The following is a 17,788-nucleotide window of genomic DNA, read 5'->3' as shown; positions in this document are numbered from 1 at the left end:
AGCAGTACTCCGACGACGAGGCGCGCGACTACGTCGAGAAGTTCATCCGGGGCGAGGTCGAGCGCTGAGCCCCGCTGATCCCTGCGGCGCCGCAGCGCGCCGCAGGGATCAGTCGAGCCGTACGCGAGCCGCGGGCGGCAGCTCGTCGTCCGGGGCCGTGGGCCAGCGCAGCGGGTCAGGGCCGAGCGCGGTCAGCAGCGGCACCTGCTCCCTGCACCAAGGGGAGATTTCCAGCAGGCCACCCCGCACGCCCTGGGTGAAGTCGCTCCACGGCATCCAGCGGGTGTCGTCCACCTCGTCCGGGTTGGGCGCCTCGGCGAGGTCGACCGTCACGCGGTAGACCGGGCAGAGCTCGTGCTCGACGATCCCGTTGCCCATGACCGCCCGGTAGGAGAAGCGCGGCAGCATCAGGTCGGCGCGCTGGACGGTGAGCCCGAGCTCGTAGGAGAGCCTGCGGAGAACCGCCCGGTCCAGCGGTTCGCCGGGCATCGGATGGCCGCAGCAGCTGTTGGTCCACACGCCCGGCCAGGTGAGCTTGTGGGTGGCCCGCCTGGTCAGCAGCACCCGTCCTGCCCGGTCGAAGACGTAGCTCGAGAAGGCCAGGTGCAGAGGCGTCTCCCGGCCGTGCACCGACAGCTTGGGGGCGGTGCCGAGCGCGTGGCCGGTGCCGTCAACGAGTACCACGTGTTCCACAATCGTCACGCTGTGAAGCGTACGTCTTCAGGGGCTCCGCCAGAACCCCGTTGCCCACCTGCTGCGCCAACCTCTGAGGGCACCCGATCATCGCACCGCCGGGGCTAGGCTGACGACGTGTCTTTCGTCGCCGATCTACGAGTGGTTCTCAAGGGGCGGGACTTCAGACGGTTGTTCGGCACCCGGCTGGTCTCCCAGTTCTCCGATGGGATCTTCCAGTTCGGCGTCGCCGGATTCGCCTTCTTCAGCCCGGAGAACCAGACGACCGCCCTAGGGGTGGCCACCGGACTGGCCGTCCTGTTGCTGCCCTACAGCATCCTCGGCCCGTTCGTCGGGGTGTTCATCGACCGCTGGTCGCGGCGGCAGATCCTGATGATCGCGCCGATCGTACGGGGTGCGCTGCTGCTCGCGACCGCGGGACTGGTGGCGGCCGACGTGCCGGACCCGTTCTTCTACGCCGCCGCGCTCGGTGTGCTGGGCGTCAACAGGTTCTTCCTGGCCGCGCTCGGCGCATCGCTGCCGCACGTGGTGCCACAGGACCGGCTGATGGCGGCCAACGCGGTCACGCCGACCTCCGGCACCGTGCTCACCTTCATCGGCGTGGGATTCGGATTCCTGCTCCGAGGGCTGTTCGGCAGCGAAGATCTCGGGGTCGCGCTGCTGCTGGCCACCTCCGGCGTGATGTTCGGGCTCAGCGCGCTGATCGCCCGCACGATGGAGCGCTCGCTGCTCGGCCCGTCCTACGACCCCGACCGGCCGCAGGCGCGCGAGGCCATGCGCAACGTGGTCGCCGGCCTGGCCGACGGCGCCAGGCACCTCATCCACCACCGCGTCGCCGCCGCCACCATGGGCGCGATGGCGGCCCACCGCTTCTTCTACGGCATGGCCACGGCGCTCGGCATCATCCTCTACCGCTACTACTTCACCGACGGCGACCCCGACGCGGCGCTGCGCGGCATCGGCCTGGTCGTCGCCACCTCCGGCGTCGGCTACTTCCTCGCCGTGATCATCACCCCGTACGCCACCGAGCGCTTCACCATCGTGCGCTGGGTGCCCATCGCGATGACCGTGGCGGGCGTGCTCGCGGCGGTGCTCGTCCTGCCGTTCCAGACGTGGGGGCTGCCGATCGCCGGCTTCGTGCTCGGCATCGCCGGGCAGAGCGTCAAGATCTGCGCCGACACCACCGTGCAGCGCGACGTCCAGGACGCCTACCTCGGCCGCGCCTTCTCCATCTACGACATGCTGTTCAACGGCATGTACGTGCTGGCCGCGGCGCTGTCGGCGGCCATCCTGCCGCCGAACGGCAAGTCCTATCTCGCCGTCGCGATCATCGCGGCCGGCTATGTGGCGAGCGGGCTGGCCTACCGGGCGCTCACCCAGCAGCGGGTGCCGATCACGTCGTGACCACGCCGCCGTCGCGCGCCCACTCGCGCAGCGCCTCGGTGGCCGCCTCCTTGCCGATCATGCCCTTGTCCAGCCGCAGCTCCAGCAGGAACTTGTACGCCTGGCCCACCACCGGCCCCGGGCCGACGCCCAGCACCCGCTGGATCTCGTTGCCGTCGAGCTCGGGCCGGATCTTGGCCAGCTCCTCCTCGTCGGCGAGGCGGGCGATGCGCTCCTCCAGCTGGTCGTAACTGCGTGACAGGGCCGCGGCCTTGCGCTTGTTGCGGGTGGTGCAGTCGGCCCTGGTCAGCTTGTGCAGCCGGTCGAGCAGGTGGCTGCCGTCGCGGACGTAGCGGCGCACGGCGCTGTCGGTCCACTCGCCCGTGCCGTAGCCGTGGAAGCGGAGGTGGAGCTCCACCAGGCGGGAGACGTCGTTCACCACGTCCTTGGGGAACCTGAGCTCGGTCATCCGCTTCTTGGTCATCTGCGCGCCCACCACCTCGTGGTGGTGGAAGGAGACCCGCCCGCCCTGCTCGTGCCGGCGCGTCTTGGGCTTGCCGACGTCGTGCATGAGCGCGGCCCAGCGCAGGATCCGATCCGGCTTGCCGTCCTCCTCCTGGGCGATGGCCTGGTCGAGGACGGTCAGCGTGTGGTCGTAGACGTCCTTGTGCCGGTGGTGCTCGTCGATCTCCAGGCGGAGCTTGGGCAGCTCCGGCAGGACGTGGGCGGCCAGCCCGGTCTCCACGAGCAGGCGCAGGCCCTCGCGCGGGTTGGCGCCGCAGATCAGCTTGTCGAGCTCGTCGCGGATCCGCTCGGCGGAGACGATCTCGATCCGCTCGGCCATCGCGGTCATCGCCACGAGGGCCGCCTCGTGCACCCTGAAGCCGAGCTGGGAGGCGAACCTGGCGGCGCGGAGCATGCGCAGCGGGTCGTCGTCGAAGGACCGCTCGGGCGTGCCGGGGGTGCGCAGCAGCTTGGCCGCCGCGTCGGGCAGGCCGCCGTAGGGGTCGACGAACTCGTGCGACGGCAGCCGCACCGCCATCGCGTTGACCGCGAAGTCGCGCCGCTCCAGGTCGGCCTCCAGCGTCTCGCCGTACATCACCTCGGGTTTGCGTGACTTCGGGTCGTACGCCTCGCTGCGGTAGGTGGTGATCTCGATCAGCCAGCCGCCCTTGCGCAGGCCCACGGTGCCGAAGTCGATGCCGATGGTCCAGACCGAGTCGGCCCAGTCGCGCACGAGCTCCAGCACCCGCTCGGGGCGGGCGTCGGTGGTCAGGTCGAGGTCGTTGCCGACCCGGCCGAGCAGGAGGTCGCGCACCGGGCCGCCGACGAGCGCGAGCTCGTGGCCCTGGGCGGCGAACAGCCGGCCTAGCTCATCGGCCACAGGAGCGACCTTGCGGAACAGATCGCCCATGGCGCGCTGCTGGATTTCGGTCAGATTTGAGTCGGACAAGCTGGGTAGGTCCTTCGATTCCGGAACATATCCCCCGAGCCACACCGGGTCCGGGTTACCTTCGGTCAGGGGACCGACGACGCCATCGTATGAGGCAAGGAGGTCTGATGAAGGATGCCCTCGCGATCCACCGCTGGCTCCTCGCGCACCAGATCCACCATGAGATCGTACGCCTTCCGCGCCCCATGACCGGCGCGGAGGAGCTACCCGAGACGATCCCCACCGCGCCCGGCCGATGTGTCACGGTCACGGTGTTCGAAGTGGCCCCGCGGGTGGGACGCGAGCTCGTCGTGGCGGTCGTCTCCACGCTGGCCACGCCCCCGGCGCCCGGGATCATCGGCGGCCTGTTCGGCGTCCGCCAGGCACGCCACGCGCCCGCGCACGTGGTGAACGCGGCCACCGACTACGCCGCCGGCCTGGTCAGCCCGCTGCTGCTGCCCGGCGAGCTGACCGTGCTGATCGACGACCGGCTGCGACCGGACCCGGACCCCGTCTTCACCGCCACCGGTGATCGGCACACCGCCCTCGCCCTGCGCGCCTTCGACCTGCTCGCACTCATGACGGGCAAGACAGTGGATCTACGGGTTCCCGGGCCCAGGGCGCAACTGGAGGCGGTCGCGCCGCGGCACTGAACCCGTACCATTGCGGGCGTGCGTCGTACTCCAGCTCGGGCAGACGCGTGATCCGTAAGGCCGCGCTGCTCGCCGTACTCTCAGCCGCGCTGTTCGCCCCCTCGGTGGCGACGGCGCCGAGCGAGGCTGCCGCGATCACCAGCAGGCAGGGGGTCAGCCTGACCCTGGCCACCATCACGCCCGACTACGCCACCGAGCGCGGGACCGAGATCAAGATCACCGGCACGGTGCACAACGCGGGCAGCGCCGCACTGCCCGGTCTGCGGGTCAGGGTCCGCTACTCCGCCCAGCGCTTCCCGGACCGGGCCGCCATGAGCGCCTTCCAGGCCGACCAGACCACGCTCACCCAGCCGCCCCGGGTCTCGACGCAGTCCAGCATGGTCCTGCCCGAGCTCGCCGCCAACGCCTCCCAGCCGTTCGAGCTCACCATGACGCCCGCGCAGTTCGAGCTCACCGCCTTCGGCGCCTATCCGCTGGCCGTCGAGGTGGTGCAGTGGGACGCGGTCCAGCTCGCCTCGCAGCGGACCTTCCTCACCTACGCCCCTCCGACCCCGCAGCCGCCCGTCCGCAACCGGCTCGCCTTCGTGCTGCCCGTCATCGACCAGCCGCACCGCGCCGACGAGGGCACCTTCGTCGACGACAAGCTCAGCGCCGCCATGACCGGCAGGGGCCGCCTGGCCGACCTGGCGCGCATCGCCGAGGTCGCGCCGGCGAGCGTCACCTGGGTCGTCGACCCCGCGCTCTTCGACGACGCCGACGCGATGGCCAAGGAGCACACGGTCAGCACGAAGGGCGCCAGGCAGAAGCGTCCCGCCGACAACGCCGCCTCGCAGTGGCTGACCTCGATGCGCGCCTCGCTGGCCGACAACTCCGTGGTGGCCACGCCGTACGCCGACCCCGACGTGACCGCGCTCGCCCACCAGGGCCTGGACGACCAGCCGGGACGGGCGCTGGAGCTGGGCGGCCAGAAGGCCAGGCAGCTGGTCAAACCCGAGGCGGCGACCTCCACCTACTGGCCGGCCAACGGCCGGATCGACGCCGACGCGCTGGACCTGCTCGCCGTCGGCGAGCCGAACGTCGCCAGAGTCGACAAGGTCCTGCTCGACGCCGCCAACCTGCCGCCGCAGGCCCCCGCCACGATCACCCCCGACGCCGCCACCACGATCGACACCGTCATGGGGCCGATCACCGCGCTGACCGCCGACACCGAGCTGAGCCGCACGCTGGAGCCGCCTTCGGGCACCGCCGGCTCGACGCTGCTCAGCAAGCAGCGGTTCATCGCGGAGACCGCCATAATCTCCGCCGAGCCCGGCCAGACCCGGCCCCGATCGCTCGTCGTCGCCCCCTCCCGCCGCTGGAACCCCAGCCCCACGCTGGTGTCGACACTGCTCAAGACGGCCGGCAAGCTGCCCTGGCTGACGCTGACCCGGCTCGATTCGATCAAGCCCGGCGCGACCCAGGTGCCCCGGGCCGGGCTCACCTACACCGCCCAGGACCGCAAGCAGGAGCTCGGCGCCAAATACCTCGCCCGCGTCAAGGAGACCGCCGCCAAGGCGCGGCTCACCGGGCTGGTCACGGGCCGGCCCCAGCCGGAGTTCGACGCGGCGGTGCTCCGGCTCAGCTCCTCCGCCTGGCGCGGCGGGCAGCGGACCGGGCGGGCCCTCACCAAGCTGGTGGACGACGCGGTCACGGCCAGGATCAACAAGGTCTCGATCACGGGCGTCGGCCCGGACCGCCCGCGCACACTCGCCGGCCGCGACGGTGTGGTGCCCATCAGCGTGAAGAACTCGCTGCCCGACTCGATCTCGCTGTACATCGAGGTCAAGTCCAACAACCGCGAGCTGCTGCAGGTCACCTACAAGCAGACCGAGCCGCTGCCGATCGGCCCCGGCCAGAGCGGCACGGTGCAGGTGCCGATGACCGCCACCCCCGCCAGCGGCGACGCCACCGTGACCGTCCAGCTCATGACCGCCGACAGGACCCCCTACGGCAGCCCCGTCAAACTCATCGTGCGCACCACCGGCTACACCGGGATCGCGCTGGTCATCGTGGGGGCGGCGCTGACGGTCATGCTCGCGGCGGTGGTCACGCGGGTGCTCAGACGCAGATCGCAACGGCGGACGGCGCGAGCTGCCAGGGCACGGGAAAGTGAGACCGTATGAGCCGCATGCTGCGGGCCAGCGCCATCATGGCGGCGGGCACGATGGTGTCCCGGATCACCGGGTTCGTACGGACCATGGTGCTCGCCACCGCCATCGGCACCGCGGCCATGGGCGACGCCTACAACGCCGCCTACGCCATCCCCTACAGCATCCTGGACCTGCTGCTGCTCGGCGTGCTGAGCAGCGTCGTGGTGCCGATGATCGTCCGCGCCCAGCAGCACGATCCCGACGGCGGGCGGGCCTACGAGCAACGACTGCTCACGCTCGCCACGGCCGTGCTGATCGTCGTCGCCGGGATGGCCGTGCTCGCCGCCCCGACGCTGATCGACCTCTACACCGACTGGGACCGGGGCACCCGGCAGTTCGAGGTGGCGGTGCGGCTGGCCCAGTTCATCCTGCCGCAGCTGGCCTTCTTCGGAGTCGGCGCGGTGGCCGGCGCGATCCTCAACACCCGTGACCGCTTCGGCGCCCCGATGTGGGCGCCGGTGGCCAACAACCTGGTCGTCATCGGCGTCCTGGTGGCCTACCACCTGATCGTCACCGACGGCGACGACGTCAACACCATCACCAACGGCGAGCTCGCCCTGCTCGGCCTCGGCACCACGGCCGGCATCATCGTCCAGGCGACCGTGCTGGTGCTGGCGCTCAGGCGGGTCGGGTTCCGGTTCATCGCCCGTTTCGACCTGCGCAACGCCCGGCTGGGCGAGATGGCGAAGGCCGGCGTCTGGACCATCGGCTACGCGGTCGTCACCCAGCTCGGGTTCATGCTCACCACCAACCTGTCCAGCTCGGCGGGCAACGAGGTGCTCGGCCACGGCATCACTCCGTACACCCTGGCGTTCCAGCTTTTCCAGCTTCCGTACGGCGTCATCGGCGTCTCGGTGATCACTGCCATGCTGCCGAGGATGAGCCGGGCGGTGGCCGACGGGCGGTTCGGTGACGTACGGAGCGAGTTCAGGTCGAGCGTGCTGCTCATCAGCGCGGTGATGGTGCCGGTGTCGCTGCTGCTCATGGTGCTCGGCCCGGCGATCACGGTGCCGATCTACGCCCATGGCGCCACCTCTGTCGCCGACGCCGTCTACATCGGCAATGTGCTGCAGGTGTACGGGCTGGCGCTGGTGCCGTTCGCCTTCTTCCAGCTGTTGCTGCGAGTTTTTTACAGCTTCGGCGACACCCGTACTCCAGTGTTCGTGGGCGGTGCCGCCACCGCGCTCAACGCGCTGCTGATGGTGTTGTTCTTCAACCTGCTGCCCGCCCGGTACGCCGTGATGGGGCTGGCGTTCGCCTACGCCGTCGCCTACACGCTGGGGGCGGCCGGGGCCTGGATGCTGGCCAGCCGCCGCGTCAACGGCCTGGGCGGATGGCAGATCGGTGTGGCCCTGACCAGGATGTATCTGGCCGCCCTGCCCACAGCGGTGCTGGCACTGGTGGCGGTCTGGGCGGTTCAGGAGGCTTTCGGCGGACTCGCGTTCCTCAACTCGCTGATCATCTTGTCCGCGGGCGGTGGACTGGGCATGCTGCTCTACCTGTGGGTCGGCCACAGGGCGCGCATCCCCGAGGTCAACTCGGTCGTTGGGATGGTCGCCGGGCGGGTACGCCGGTAAAAGAGCACGGGCCGCATCGGCGAGGGGCACTAGCATGGTGACCGACACGCGCGAATGGAAGCAGGAGGGGCGTGGGCGGATCCACCCGGCATAGCAGGCCTTCGTGGGACAGCACCACGCGGGTCAGTCGAGTCATGCGCACGACTGATCAGCCGAGCGGAGCGAGCAAGTGAGCACATCGGCGGTCGAACCCGGCACTCGCCTAGCCGACCGTTTCCGCCTGGAGGACCGGGTCAGCGAGTCCGACGGCGCCACCCATTGGAAGGCCATCGACGAGATCTTGGCCCGCCCTGTCGGCGTGCTGACCTTCGCCCCCGACTTCCCCCGCGTCCAGGAGGTCGTCACCGCCGCCCGGGCCGCGAGCAGACTCACCGACCCGCGCCTGACCCAGGTGTTCGACGCCGCCCAGGACGACGGGCGCTCGTACGTGGTCAGCGAGTGGGTGACCGGTGACACGCTCGTCGACCTGCTCGCCGCCGGCCCACTGGAGCCCGAACGGGCGGCCGGGCTGGTCGCCGAGGCGGCCGAGGCGCTGGCCCACGCCCACGAGGCGGGCCTGCACCACCTGTGCCTGCGCCCCGAGCACCTGGTGTGGACGACCGGCAACACGGTCAAGGTGCTGGGTGTGGCGGTCGACGCCGCCCTGTCCGGCCTGACCACCGACCAGCCCGCGCTCGACGACGCCGAAGGGCTCGGCCGGCTCCTCTACGCGGGGCTGACCGGCCACTGGCCCGGCGACGAGGAGGAGGGCGGGCTGCCCGCCGCCCCCATGATCGACGGCCACTTCTGCACACCCCGCCAGGTGACCGCCGGCGTCCCGAGCTACCTCGACACCGTCACGCTGCGGGCTTGCCTGCCGGAGACGCGTAAGGGCCACGGCGCGCTGACCAGCCCCGCCGAGATCGCCGAGGCGCTGGCGGGCGTGGCCAGGCCGATGCCGATCCCGATGCCGTACCATCCGCCCTCGGTCACCTCGGCCTCACGCTCCGAAGGGATCGACACTCCCCGGCCCACGACCATCCAGCAGCGCCCCCAGGTGGTGCACCGTCCCATGCCGCCCGGCTCGAACGGCGGCGGCGGTGGCGGCGCGCTCAACCGGGTGCTGATGACCATCGTCGTGCTGCTGGTGATCGTGGCGGTCGGCGTCGGCGCCTGGACGATCGGCCGCAGCCTCGGCAATCCGGGCACCCGCGAGGCCGAGCCCACGCCCGACGCCAGCAGCGAGGCTCCGCAGCAGACCCAGGTGGTCAAGCCGGACAAGGCGAGCGGCTTCGACCCACTCGGCGACAAGGAGGAGAAGGCCGAGCTCGCGGCGCTGACCATCGACGGCAAGCCCAGCACGTTTTGGAAGACCGACAACTACAACAACGCCGAGCTGGGCAATCTCAAGGACGGTGTGGGCCTGCTCCTCGATATGGGCAAGTCCATGCAGATCAGTGATGTGGTCGCTAGTCTTGCCGATGCGCCCGGTGCCAGTGTCGAGCTCAAGGTCGGCGACAGTGCCGACCTGTCGTCGTTGAAGACCGTCGCCAAGGAGAAGGACGCGTCCGGAAAGATCACCTTCAAGCCTGATCAGGCGGCAAGTGGCCAGTACGTTTTGATCTGGTTTACCCGTCTCCCGGCAGACGCGGGCAAGTTTCATGGCACCATCTATGAAGTAGTGGTGCACTCTCCAGGATCGGCGTAACCAGGAATCCCTCTTGTGAACTCCCCACCCGACACACCCTCAGCGGAACGCCCGGCGGTCAGCGACGCCGAGCTGCTGGCCGCGCACATCAACGGGGATCCACACGCCTTCAGCGAGATCGTCAAGAGACACCGTGACCGGATGTGGGCCGTCGCCCTGCGCACGCTGGGCGACCCCGACGAGGCCGCCGACGCCGTCCAGGACGCCTTCGTCTCCGCCTACCGCAAGGCCGGCACCTTCCGCGGCGAGGCCGCCGTCACCACGTGGCTGCACCGCATCGTCGTCAACGCGTGCCTCGACCGGATGCGCCGCAAGTCCGTGCGCCCGGTGGCCGACGACGAGCTCATCGAGGCCGCCGAGCGGGACACGCCGCTGCCGGACCAGACCATCGAACGCGAGACCTCGATGGAGGTCTCGGCCGCGTTGAAACTGCTGCCCACCGACCAGCGAGCCGCCCTCGTGCTCGTCGACATGATGGGGTATTCCGTCGAAGACGCAGCTCAAGTGCTTGATGTGCCCAGTGGAACCGTGAAGAGCAGGTGCGCGCGGGGACGCGCGAAACTTGCCCCAATTCTTTCGCATCTGCGGAACCGATCGGACCTGGGTCGCGTCTCATCCGCGAAGGGAGACAGAACTTCGTGACGGGTGATACGCACTACGATCTGGACATCCTGGCTGAGCTGGCCGAGGGTCTCCTAGACGTCAGCACGGCCCGCCAGGTGCGCGAGCATCTCGCGATCTGCGCCCCCTGCGGGGAGCGCCTGGCAGACCTTGCGGCGGTTCGAGAGGTGCTCGCGGCGACTCCCACACCGGCCATGCCGATGGGTGTCGCACTGCGCATCGACCAGGCGCTGGCCGCCGAGGCGGAGTTTCGGCGGGGAGGAGTGGGTCTCGCTGACGCGCCCGACTGGGACGAGCTGATGCGCGACTCCCCATGGGAGCGGCCACAGCCACCGGTCGAGGCGCCCGAGCCGGTCCGCCTTGGCGTGGTGGCGACCGACGGCAGCATCGTCCCCGCCAAGCGGCGGAGCTCACGGCGCACGCGGTGGGCGGTGCCCGCGGTGGCGGCCGCCGCGGCCGCTGCCGTGGTCGGCACGGCGGTGCTCTCCACCGGCCTGCTGGCCGCGGGCGGTGGTGGTGGCACTACGGTGAGCCCGCCTGTCGCGGTGAGCGAAGTGCCGTCCAAGGAGGAGACCAAGGCGCGCCCTTATGCGCTGACCGACAGTGGTTACAACTACAGCGACCAGGCGCTGGACAAGCCGCTGGGGACCTTCCTCGGCGTCGCCCCCATCGTGGGTGGCGGTCCCTCCGAGGGAGACAAGGTCGGCAGCTGTGTGACCAAGGTCTCCAACCGCACCAAGCTCGACGTCTTCGCGGTCGACCAGGGCCAGTACAACGGCCAGGAGGCCATCATCATGGCGTCCTGGAAGAGCAAGGCCGCCAAGCGGCTGCGGATCGACGTCGTCGACCCGTTCAGCTGCAAGAACCTGCGTAAGCCCAGTCTGGGCCGCTGGTAGCCGTACATCGCACGTCAGAGCCCGCTTCGGCGGGCTCTTTCGCGTTGCGGGCAGTGTTGCGGACAGGGGCGGGAATCACGGCGGCCTAGGATCTGTTGACGCCACTGGCAAAACAGCAGACGAGGAGCGTGGGAGCGTTGAGCGACGTCCGTAACGTGATCATTATTGGGTCGGGCCCAGCCGGTTACACCGCGGCCGTCTACTCCGCGCGTGCTGAGCTGGCGCCTCTGGTCTTCGAGGGATCCGTGACCGCGGGCGGCGCCCTGATGAACACCACCGACGTGGAGAACTTCCCGGGATTCCCCGACGGGATCATGGGCCCGGACCTGATGGACAATCTCCGCAAGCAGGCTGAGCGGTTCGGCGCCGAGCTGGTCGCGGACGACGTCGTCGAGGTCGATCTCAACGCCAACCCCAAGGTCATCAGGACCCACGAGAAGACCTACTACGCCAAGTCGGTCATCCTGGCCATGGGCTCCGGCTATCGCGAGCTCGGGCTGCCCAGCGAGAAGCGGCTGTCCGGCCGTGGCGTGTCCTGGTGTGCCACCTGTGACGGCTTCTTCTTCCGCAACAAGGACATCGTGGTCGTGGGCGGTGGCGACACCGCCATGGAGGAGGCCACGTTCCTGACCCGGTTCGGCCGCATGGTGACCGTCGTGCACCGCCGCGACGAGTTGCGCGCCAGCAAGATCATGCAGGATCGGGCGTTCAACAACGACAAGATCCGGTTCATGTGGGACAGCGAGGTCGTCGACGTGCTGGGCGAGAGCCGCGTCGAGGCCGTCAAGGTGCGCAACGTCAAGACCGGTGAGGAGTGCGAGCTCGCCACCGACGCGTTGTTCCTGGCGATCGGCCACGATCCCCGCACCGAGCTGGTCAAGGGCCAGATCGATCTCGATGACGAGGGGTACGTCAAGGTGAACGCCCCCACCACGGCGACCAACATCGACGGTGTGTTCGCCGCCGGCGACGTCGTCGACCACACCTACCGTCAGGCGATCACCGCGGCCGGCACCGGCTGCGCCGCGTCACTCGACTCAGAGCGCTGGCTGGCCAGCAACGACAAGTAAGGAGTTCAACCGTGAAGGCAGTAACGGACGCCACGTTCGAAGCCGAGGTCCTCAAGAGCGACAAGCCCGTGCTGGTGGACTTCTGGGCCGAATGGTGCGGCCCGTGCCGTCAGGTCTCTCCCATCCTGCAGGAGATCGCCAACGAGCACGGTGACAAGCTGGAGATCGTCAAGCTCAACATCGACGAGAACCCGAACGTTCCGCGCGACGCCGGTGTACTCCAGATCCCGACGATGAACGTCTACAAGGGTGGAGAGCTCGTCAAGCAGATCATCGGCGCCAAGCCGAAGGCCATGCTGCTGCGCGAGCTTGAGGGCATCATCTAGAACGCCCCCGTGCCCCCTGCGCCTCGGCGCAGGGGGCTTTCGCGGCTCTGTACGGGTTCGTACGGGCTTGGGATGGCTATACCGGTCGCAGGGCACGCTCTGGGCTCATCGACCCCAGGAGACGCTCCAGAGCGACCTCCACATCCTCGCGCCAGGAGACGGCGGTCTTGAGCTCCAGTCGGAGCCGAGGAAAGCGCAAATGTGGACGTACAGTCTTAAAGCCCACGGAAAGTAGATATTCAGCAGGAACCACGCAGCTGGGCTCTTCCCATTTGAGGTCGCCGAATGCCTCGATGGCCTTCACCCCGCGGCGCGTCAGGTCCTTGGCCATGCCCTGAATGAGCATCCGGCCCAGTCCGCCGCCGGAGAACTCCGGAATGATGTGCGCCGTCATCAGCAGCACGGCGTCGGCGCTGACCGGCGAGGTGGGAAAGGCGACCGAGCGCGGGCTGTAAAGCGGCGGGCTGTAGAGCGCGAACCCGGCGGGCACGCCGTCGACGTAGAGGATCTTGCCACAGCTCCCCCATTCGAGCAGCGTGCCGGAGATCCAGGCCTCCTTCTCCAGGCTTGGATCCCCCGCCTCCACCGATCGCTCTCCGCTGACAGGGTCGAGCTCCCAGAAAACACACTGCCTGCAGCGGCGAGGAAGATCTTCTACGTTGTCCAGGGTTATGTTGACCAGCCGGCGCGACAACTACGGCCCCTATCGTTGACCCGGAAAATCCCGCGAAAAACGCGTCCCCACCTGGCATCGTAGCCCAGTGATGGCACCGCCAGCGGATACCACGACGGCCGAGGCCCGTCACGGGCGACATGTCCGACTAGCGTAATCTGGTATCTCGGATCGATATTCACCTAGGAGGTGGGCCGTGACAGCAGAGCAGAATCACGGTCAAACGCCCGCGACCCAAGGGTCGCGCATCGACGCCTACGTCGATCGGTACGCCGCACGAGCTACCGGGATGGTCGCTTCCGAGATTCGAGCTCTTTTCGCCGTCGCGTCGAGGCCCGAGGTGGTCTCGCTCGCGGGCGGCATGCCGTACGTCAACGCCCTTCCCCTGGACCTGGTCGGCCAGTTGGTCTCCGACCTGGTGACCAGGCGCGGTCCTGTCGCGTTGCAGTACGGCTCCGGCCAGGGCGACCCGCACCTGCGCGAGCAGATCTGTGACGTCATGCGCCTGGAGGGCATCCACGCCGGGGCTGACGACGTGGTCGTCACCGTGGGCTCCCAGCAGGCGCTCGACCTGATCACCCGCATCTTCATCGACCCAGGTGACGTGGTCCTCGCGGAGGGCCCCTCCTACGTGGGCGCCCTCGGCACATTCGCCGCATACCAGGCCAAAGTGGTGCATGTCGCCATGGACGATCAGGGCATCGTGCCCGAATCCCTGGCCCAGACCATCTACGCCCTGGAGACCGCGGGCGCTCCCATCAAGTTCCTGTACACGATCCCCACCTTCCAGAACCCCGGCGGTGTCACCCTCAACGTGGCCCGGCGGCAGCAGGTGCTCGACATCTGCCAGCGCGCCGGCGTCCTCATCGTCGAGGACAACCCGTACGGACTGCTCGGTTTCGACGCCGAGCCCATGCGCGCCCTGCGCGCCGACAACGCCGACGGCGTCGTCTACCTGGGATCGTTCTCCAAGACGCTGGCCCCCGGCTTCCGGGTCGGCTGGGCGCTGGCCCCGCACGCCATCCGCGACAAGCTCGTCCTCGCCATGGAATCGGCCGTGCTGTCGCACTCCACCTTCACCCAGCTCGCTGTCGGCGAATATCTGGCCTCCCAACCATGGCAGGAGCAGATCAAGACGTTCAAGGAGCTCTATCGTGAACGCCGCGACGCCATGCTGGGCGCCCTCGAAGCGCTGATGCCGCCCGAAGTCACCTGGACGCGACCGGGCGGCGGTTTTTTCGTGTGGGCGCAACTGCCCGAAGGTCTCGACTCCAAGGCCATCCTGCCCAGGGCCGTGGCCGAGCGAGTCGCCTTCGTCCCCGGCACCGGGTTCTACTCCGACGGCAGCGGGGCGCGGCACATGCGGCTGTCGTTCTGCTACCCCGAGCCGGACCGCATCCGCGAAGGGGTCCGCCGTCTGGCCGGCGTCATCGAGCAGGAGATCCAGCTACGGGACACCTTCGGCACCGGCTCCACCCGCGGGCACGCCGGCGTCGACACCCCGGGACCGGACCTGGCCTGATTTCTGACACGAGTACGGCCGGCGTCACGGAAGGCGCCGGCCGTTCTTCATGTCACAACCTTCAGTCACGGCCTTCAGTCACGGCTTCATGTCACGGCTTCATGTCACGGCTTCATGTCACGGCGAGAGTGCCCACCCCGTTCCCGCGAGCCATCCGCCCCCGGCGCAGGTGGGCTCAGCCCGCCAGACGCCCGGTACGGTTGGGACCGCGTACGCGCCATCCGCCCGTCTACGGCCGGTAGCGTTGGGGCCTCCCGCCGTAGACGCCCGATACGGTGGGACAGCGTACGCTCAGCTCGCCCCAGATGCCCGGTACGGTGGGACAGCGTGCGATCAGCGGAGGAGAAGTGATGAGCGATCTGGGCCACGTGCTCGTGCTGGCAGGAGGCCTCTCCTACGAGCGGGAGGTGTCCCTGCGCTCCGGTCGCCGGGTGAGCGAGGTGCTGCGGGCGGCGGGCGTCGACGTCGAGGCCCGCGACACCGACGCGTCCCTCGTGCCGTCCATCCTCGCCGACCGGCCGGACGCGGTCTTCGTCACGCTCCACGGCGGCGCGGGCGAGGACGGCGCGATCCGCTCGGTCCTGGAGCTGCTCAACGTCGCTTACGTGGGCGCCGACCCCGACGCGTGCCGGGTCGCCTTCGACAAGCCCACCGCCAAGGCCGTCGTACGCTCGGTCGGCCTGCGCACTCCCGAGTCCGTCACGCTGCCCAAGGAAACCTTCCACGACCTCGGCGCCACAGCCGTTCTCGGCCGCATCGTGGAGCACCTCGGCCTGCCCTTGTTCGTCAAGCCCGCCCGCGGCGGCTCCGCCCTCGGCGCCTCCATGGTCCGCACCGCGGAGGAGCTCCCGGCCGCCATGGTCGGCTGCTTCGCCTACGGCGACACGGCCCTCATCGAGCGCTACATCGAGGGCATCGAGGTGGCCGTCTCGGTCGTCGACCTCGGCGACGGCCCCATCGCCCTGCCCGCCGTGGAGATCGTCCCCGACGAAGGGGTGTACGACTACGCCGCCCGCTACACGGCCGGCCACACCGAGTTCTTCGCCCCCGCCCGCCTCTCGGCCACGGCCGCCGCCGCGTGCGCCGAAGCCGCCGTGACCGCCCACACCGCTCTCGGGCTGCGCGACATCTCCCGCACCGACCTCATCGTGGACGCCTCGGACCGGCCGTACTTCCTCGAAGTGAACGTCGCTCCGGGGATGACGGAGACGTCGCTGCTGCCGATGGCGGCGGAGGCTGCGGGGCAGGACCTCGGCGACCTGTGCCGCACCCTCCTCCAGAACGCCGCCGCCCGCCCTCGCTCATAACCTCTGTCGCGGCTCCGCGCCCAGACCTGCCCGCCCGGATGTGCCCGCTCAGTTTGCCCGCTCGGGTTTGCCTGCTCGGACCCTCCGCGCCCGCACCTGCCCGCCCCAGGCCTGCTCGCCCCACCCACCAGATCTGCCCCCCAGACCTCCGCGCCCGGACCTGCCCGCCCGGGCCTCCGCGAGCGGCGGCCGTCACGACACCCCTGGCAGATACGAGTCGCGTGGTGATCAACAGGGCAGACTGCGGCGAAGGCTAGCCTTGGCCGGGTGATGACCTCCCCGAAGAGCTTCGCCAGCGACAATCACGCGGGCGTGCATCCGACCATCTTCGAAGCCATGGCGGCAGCCAACCACGGCGACGCGCCCGCCTACGGCGACGACACCTGGACGTCCGCCTTCGAGCGCCAGATCAAGGACGTGTTCGGCCCTCATGCCGAAGGATTCGCCGTACTCAACGGCGCAGGTGCCAACATGGTCGGCCTGCCCCTGATGCTCGGCCGCTACGACGCCATCCTCTGCGCCGACACCGCCCACATCGCCACGCACGAGACAGGCGCGACGGAGCGCCTTCTCGGCGTGAAGCTCATCACCGTACCCACCCCAGACGGCAAACTCCGCCCAGCAGATATCGCCAGCCACGTACACAAGCTGGGCCTTCACCACGAGCCGCAACCCCGTGCGGTCTCCATCTCCCAGGTGACCGAACTGGGAACCTGCTACACCCCCGCCGAGATCGCCGAGCTGGCCGAAGCGGCTCACAGCGCAGGCATGCGCCTCCACCTGGACGGCGCCAGGCTCGCCAACGCGGCGGCCCACCTGAACTGCGGCCTAAACGCCATCACCACAGCGGCCGGCGTGGACGTCTTCAGCTTCGGCGGCACCAAGAACGGCGCCCTGGCCGCCGAAGCCGTGGTGGTCCTAGACCCGACCCTCACTCAGGCCGTCCCTTACCTCCGCCGCCAGTCCCTCCAACTGGCCTCCAAGATGCGCTTCATCTCAGCCCAGCTCTCAGCTCTCCTGACAGACGATCTGTGGCACCAGAACGCCGCCCACGCCAACGCCATGGCCACCCGCCTGGCGAACGGCCTGACCAACGCCCCCGGCATCACCCTCGCCTACCCGGTCCAATCCAACGCCGTGTTCGCCACCGTGCCCGCACAGGTGGCGGTGACCTTGCAGAGCCGGTACCTCTTCCACCATTGGGACGAAGCCGCCGGCATAGTCCGCTGGATGACCGCCTTCAACACCACCCCAGACCAGGTAGACGACTTCCTCAACGCCATCCACAAAGCCACCACCCCCTAACTACAACCGCCCGCCCCCATGTTCCACGTGAAACCTTCCCTCACACCAACTCTCAACTTCCCCCCGGTACGGGCCTCGCTTCCTCCTTGAGTGGCACAACGTGACGTCTGATCGCGTGCACCAATATCCAACGAGGACACCCCGTGCATGTCCCTCTCGCCCCCATTCCATCGAGCGTTCAGCCCTCATAGCTTCGACACCCAAAACCCCTGGCCCCGGTTTCACGTGAAACCAAAGCTCTGAGCACCCCCCGACTCATGAACCACGCGCCTATCGTCATGAGCGGGGTGTCAGCGGATACGCCACAGCAGCCTCGCAAGCCGAGTCGAAAGTCGTCGTTGTAGGACTTGGAAGCCAATGACGCCCCATCGCGCCGTCGCCCCATCGCGCCATCGCGCCATGGGGCCGTCGCGCCGTCGCGGCCATGGGGCCATGGCGCAGGCATCCGCCACGG

General features: G+C 69.2%; 15 protein-coding genes. 12 read left to right on the top strand and 3 right to left on the bottom strand.

The genetic code is table 11. The features are described 5' to 3' along the window. Positions 1-108: 108 nt before the first annotated feature. Complete coding sequence (gene idi, locus ACTMTF_RS37915; RefSeq protein ID WP_441114973.1) at positions 109-702, bottom strand: isopentenyl-diphosphate Delta-isomerase; 594 nt, start codon at positions 700-702, stop codon at positions 109-111. 108 nt (positions 703-810) lie between these two features. On the opposite strand from idi, the gene ACTMTF_RS37910 reads away from it, so the two are divergent. Next, the gene (locus ACTMTF_RS37910; protein WP_441114972.1) at positions 811-2,097 is read left to right on the top strand and encodes an MFS transporter; all 1,287 of its coding nucleotides are present in this window, start codon (positions 811-813) and stop codon (positions 2,095-2,097) included. Here ACTMTF_RS37910 and ACTMTF_RS37905 read toward each other — a convergent pair. Next, complete coding sequence (locus tag ACTMTF_RS37905; protein ID WP_441114979.1) at positions 2,087-3,490, bottom strand: CCA tRNA nucleotidyltransferase; 1,404 nt, start codon at positions 3,488-3,490, stop codon at positions 2,087-2,089. The two genes, ACTMTF_RS37910 and ACTMTF_RS37905, sit on opposite strands and share 11 nt — an antisense overlap. Before the next feature lie 146 nt (positions 3,491-3,636). On the opposite strand from ACTMTF_RS37905, the gene ACTMTF_RS37900 reads away from it, so the two are divergent. From ACTMTF_RS37900 to trxA, 8 genes are all read left to right on the top strand, one after another. Further along, complete coding sequence (locus ACTMTF_RS37900; RefSeq protein WP_397015594.1) at positions 3,637-4,161, top strand: aminoacyl-tRNA deacylase; 525 nt, start codon at positions 3,637-3,639, stop codon at positions 4,159-4,161. Positions 4,162-4,208: 47 nt separating this feature from the next. Beyond that, positions 4,209-6,323, top strand: a complete 2,115-nt coding sequence (locus ACTMTF_RS37895; protein WP_441114971.1) for a DUF6049 family protein — start codon at positions 4,209-4,211, stop codon at positions 6,321-6,323. Further along, positions 6,320-7,927, top strand: coding sequence for a murein biosynthesis integral membrane protein MurJ (gene murJ, locus ACTMTF_RS37890; RefSeq protein WP_441114970.1), 1,608 nt, complete (start codon positions 6,320-6,322; stop codon positions 7,925-7,927). The genes ACTMTF_RS37895 and murJ overlap by 4 nt, the downstream gene beginning before the upstream one ends. Before the next feature lie 169 nt (positions 7,928-8,096). Then, complete coding sequence (locus ACTMTF_RS37885) at positions 8,097-9,614, top strand: protein kinase family protein (RefSeq protein ID WP_441114969.1); 1,518 nt, start codon at positions 8,097-8,099, stop codon at positions 9,612-9,614. 15 nt (positions 9,615-9,629) lie between these two features. Further along, entirely contained in the window at positions 9,630-10,256 is a 627-nt protein-coding gene (sigM, locus tag ACTMTF_RS37880) for an RNA polymerase sigma factor SigM (RefSeq protein ID WP_397015586.1), read from the top strand. Next, the gene (locus ACTMTF_RS37875; RefSeq protein ID WP_441114968.1) at positions 10,253-11,131 is read left to right on the top strand and encodes a hypothetical protein; all 879 of its coding nucleotides are present in this window, start codon (positions 10,253-10,255) and stop codon (positions 11,129-11,131) included. The genes sigM and ACTMTF_RS37875 overlap by 4 nt, the downstream gene beginning before the upstream one ends. Before the next feature lie 137 nt (positions 11,132-11,268). Next, positions 11,269-12,201, top strand: coding sequence for a thioredoxin-disulfide reductase (gene trxB, locus ACTMTF_RS37870; RefSeq protein WP_441114967.1), 933 nt, complete (start codon positions 11,269-11,271; stop codon positions 12,199-12,201). Between the two features lie 11 nt (positions 12,202-12,212). Then, positions 12,213-12,527: a thioredoxin gene (gene trxA, locus ACTMTF_RS37865; protein WP_397015580.1), complete on the top strand. Its 315-nt coding sequence runs from the start codon at positions 12,213-12,215 to the stop codon at positions 12,525-12,527. 76 nt (positions 12,528-12,603) lie between these two features. On the opposite strand, the gene ACTMTF_RS37860 is transcribed toward trxA, so the two are convergent. Beyond that, positions 12,604-13,221 carry a GNAT family N-acetyltransferase gene (locus ACTMTF_RS37860; protein ID WP_397015578.1) on the bottom strand — a complete coding sequence of 206 codons (618 nt, stop codon included), beginning with the start codon at positions 13,219-13,221 and terminating at the stop codon, positions 12,604-12,606. Between the two features lie 268 nt (positions 13,222-13,489). On the opposite strand from ACTMTF_RS37860, the gene ACTMTF_RS37855 reads away from it, so the two are divergent. The 3 genes from ACTMTF_RS37855 (at position 13,490) to ACTMTF_RS37845 (ending at position 17,334) form a co-directional block, all read left to right on the top strand. Continuing rightward, positions 13,490-14,722: a PLP-dependent aminotransferase family protein gene (locus tag ACTMTF_RS37855; RefSeq protein WP_397015576.1), complete on the top strand. Its 1,233-nt coding sequence runs from the start codon at positions 13,490-13,492 to the stop codon at positions 14,720-14,722. A gap of 350 nt (positions 14,723-15,072) precedes the next feature. Beyond that, complete coding sequence (locus ACTMTF_RS37850) at positions 15,073-16,029, top strand: D-alanine--D-alanine ligase (protein ID WP_397015574.1); 957 nt, start codon at positions 15,073-15,075, stop codon at positions 16,027-16,029. 270 nt (positions 16,030-16,299) lie between these two features. Beyond that, on the top strand, positions 16,300-17,334 hold the full coding sequence (locus ACTMTF_RS37845) for a threonine aldolase family protein (protein WP_441114966.1): 1,035 nt from the start codon (positions 16,300-16,302) through the stop codon (positions 17,332-17,334). Positions 17,335-17,788: the final 454 nt, after the last annotated feature.

The sequence above is a fragment of the Nonomuraea sp. ZG12 genome (genome assembly GCF_052068115.1).
In the GTDB taxonomy this organism is placed as follows: domain Bacteria; phylum Actinomycetota; class Actinomycetes; order Streptosporangiales; family Streptosporangiaceae; genus Nonomuraea.
The sequence above is the reverse complement of the archived record's forward strand: the minus strand, read 5'-3'. Positions and strand labels throughout refer to the sequence as shown.

Coding starts and splice junctions, on each gene's coding strand:
- ACTMTF_RS37850 (WP_397015574.1), top strand. CDS start 15,073: ATGAGCGATCTGGGCCACGTGCTCGTGCTGGCAGGAGGCCTCTCCTAC.
- ACTMTF_RS37855 (WP_397015576.1), top strand. CDS start 13,490: ATGGTCGCTTCCGAGATTCGAGCTCTTTTCGCCGTCGCGTCGAGGCCC.
- ACTMTF_RS37845 (WP_441114966.1), top strand. CDS start 16,300: ATGACCTCCCCGAAGAGCTTCGCCAGCGACAATCACGCGGGCGTGCAT.
- ACTMTF_RS37900 (WP_397015594.1), top strand. CDS start 3,637: ATGAAGGATGCCCTCGCGATCCACCGCTGGCTCCTCGCGCACCAGATC.
- murJ (WP_441114970.1), top strand. CDS start 6,320: ATGAGCCGCATGCTGCGGGCCAGCGCCATCATGGCGGCGGGCACGATG.
- ACTMTF_RS37905 (WP_441114979.1), bottom strand. CDS start 3,490: ATGGGCGATCTGTTCCGCAAGGTCGCTCCTGTGGCCGATGAGCTAGGC.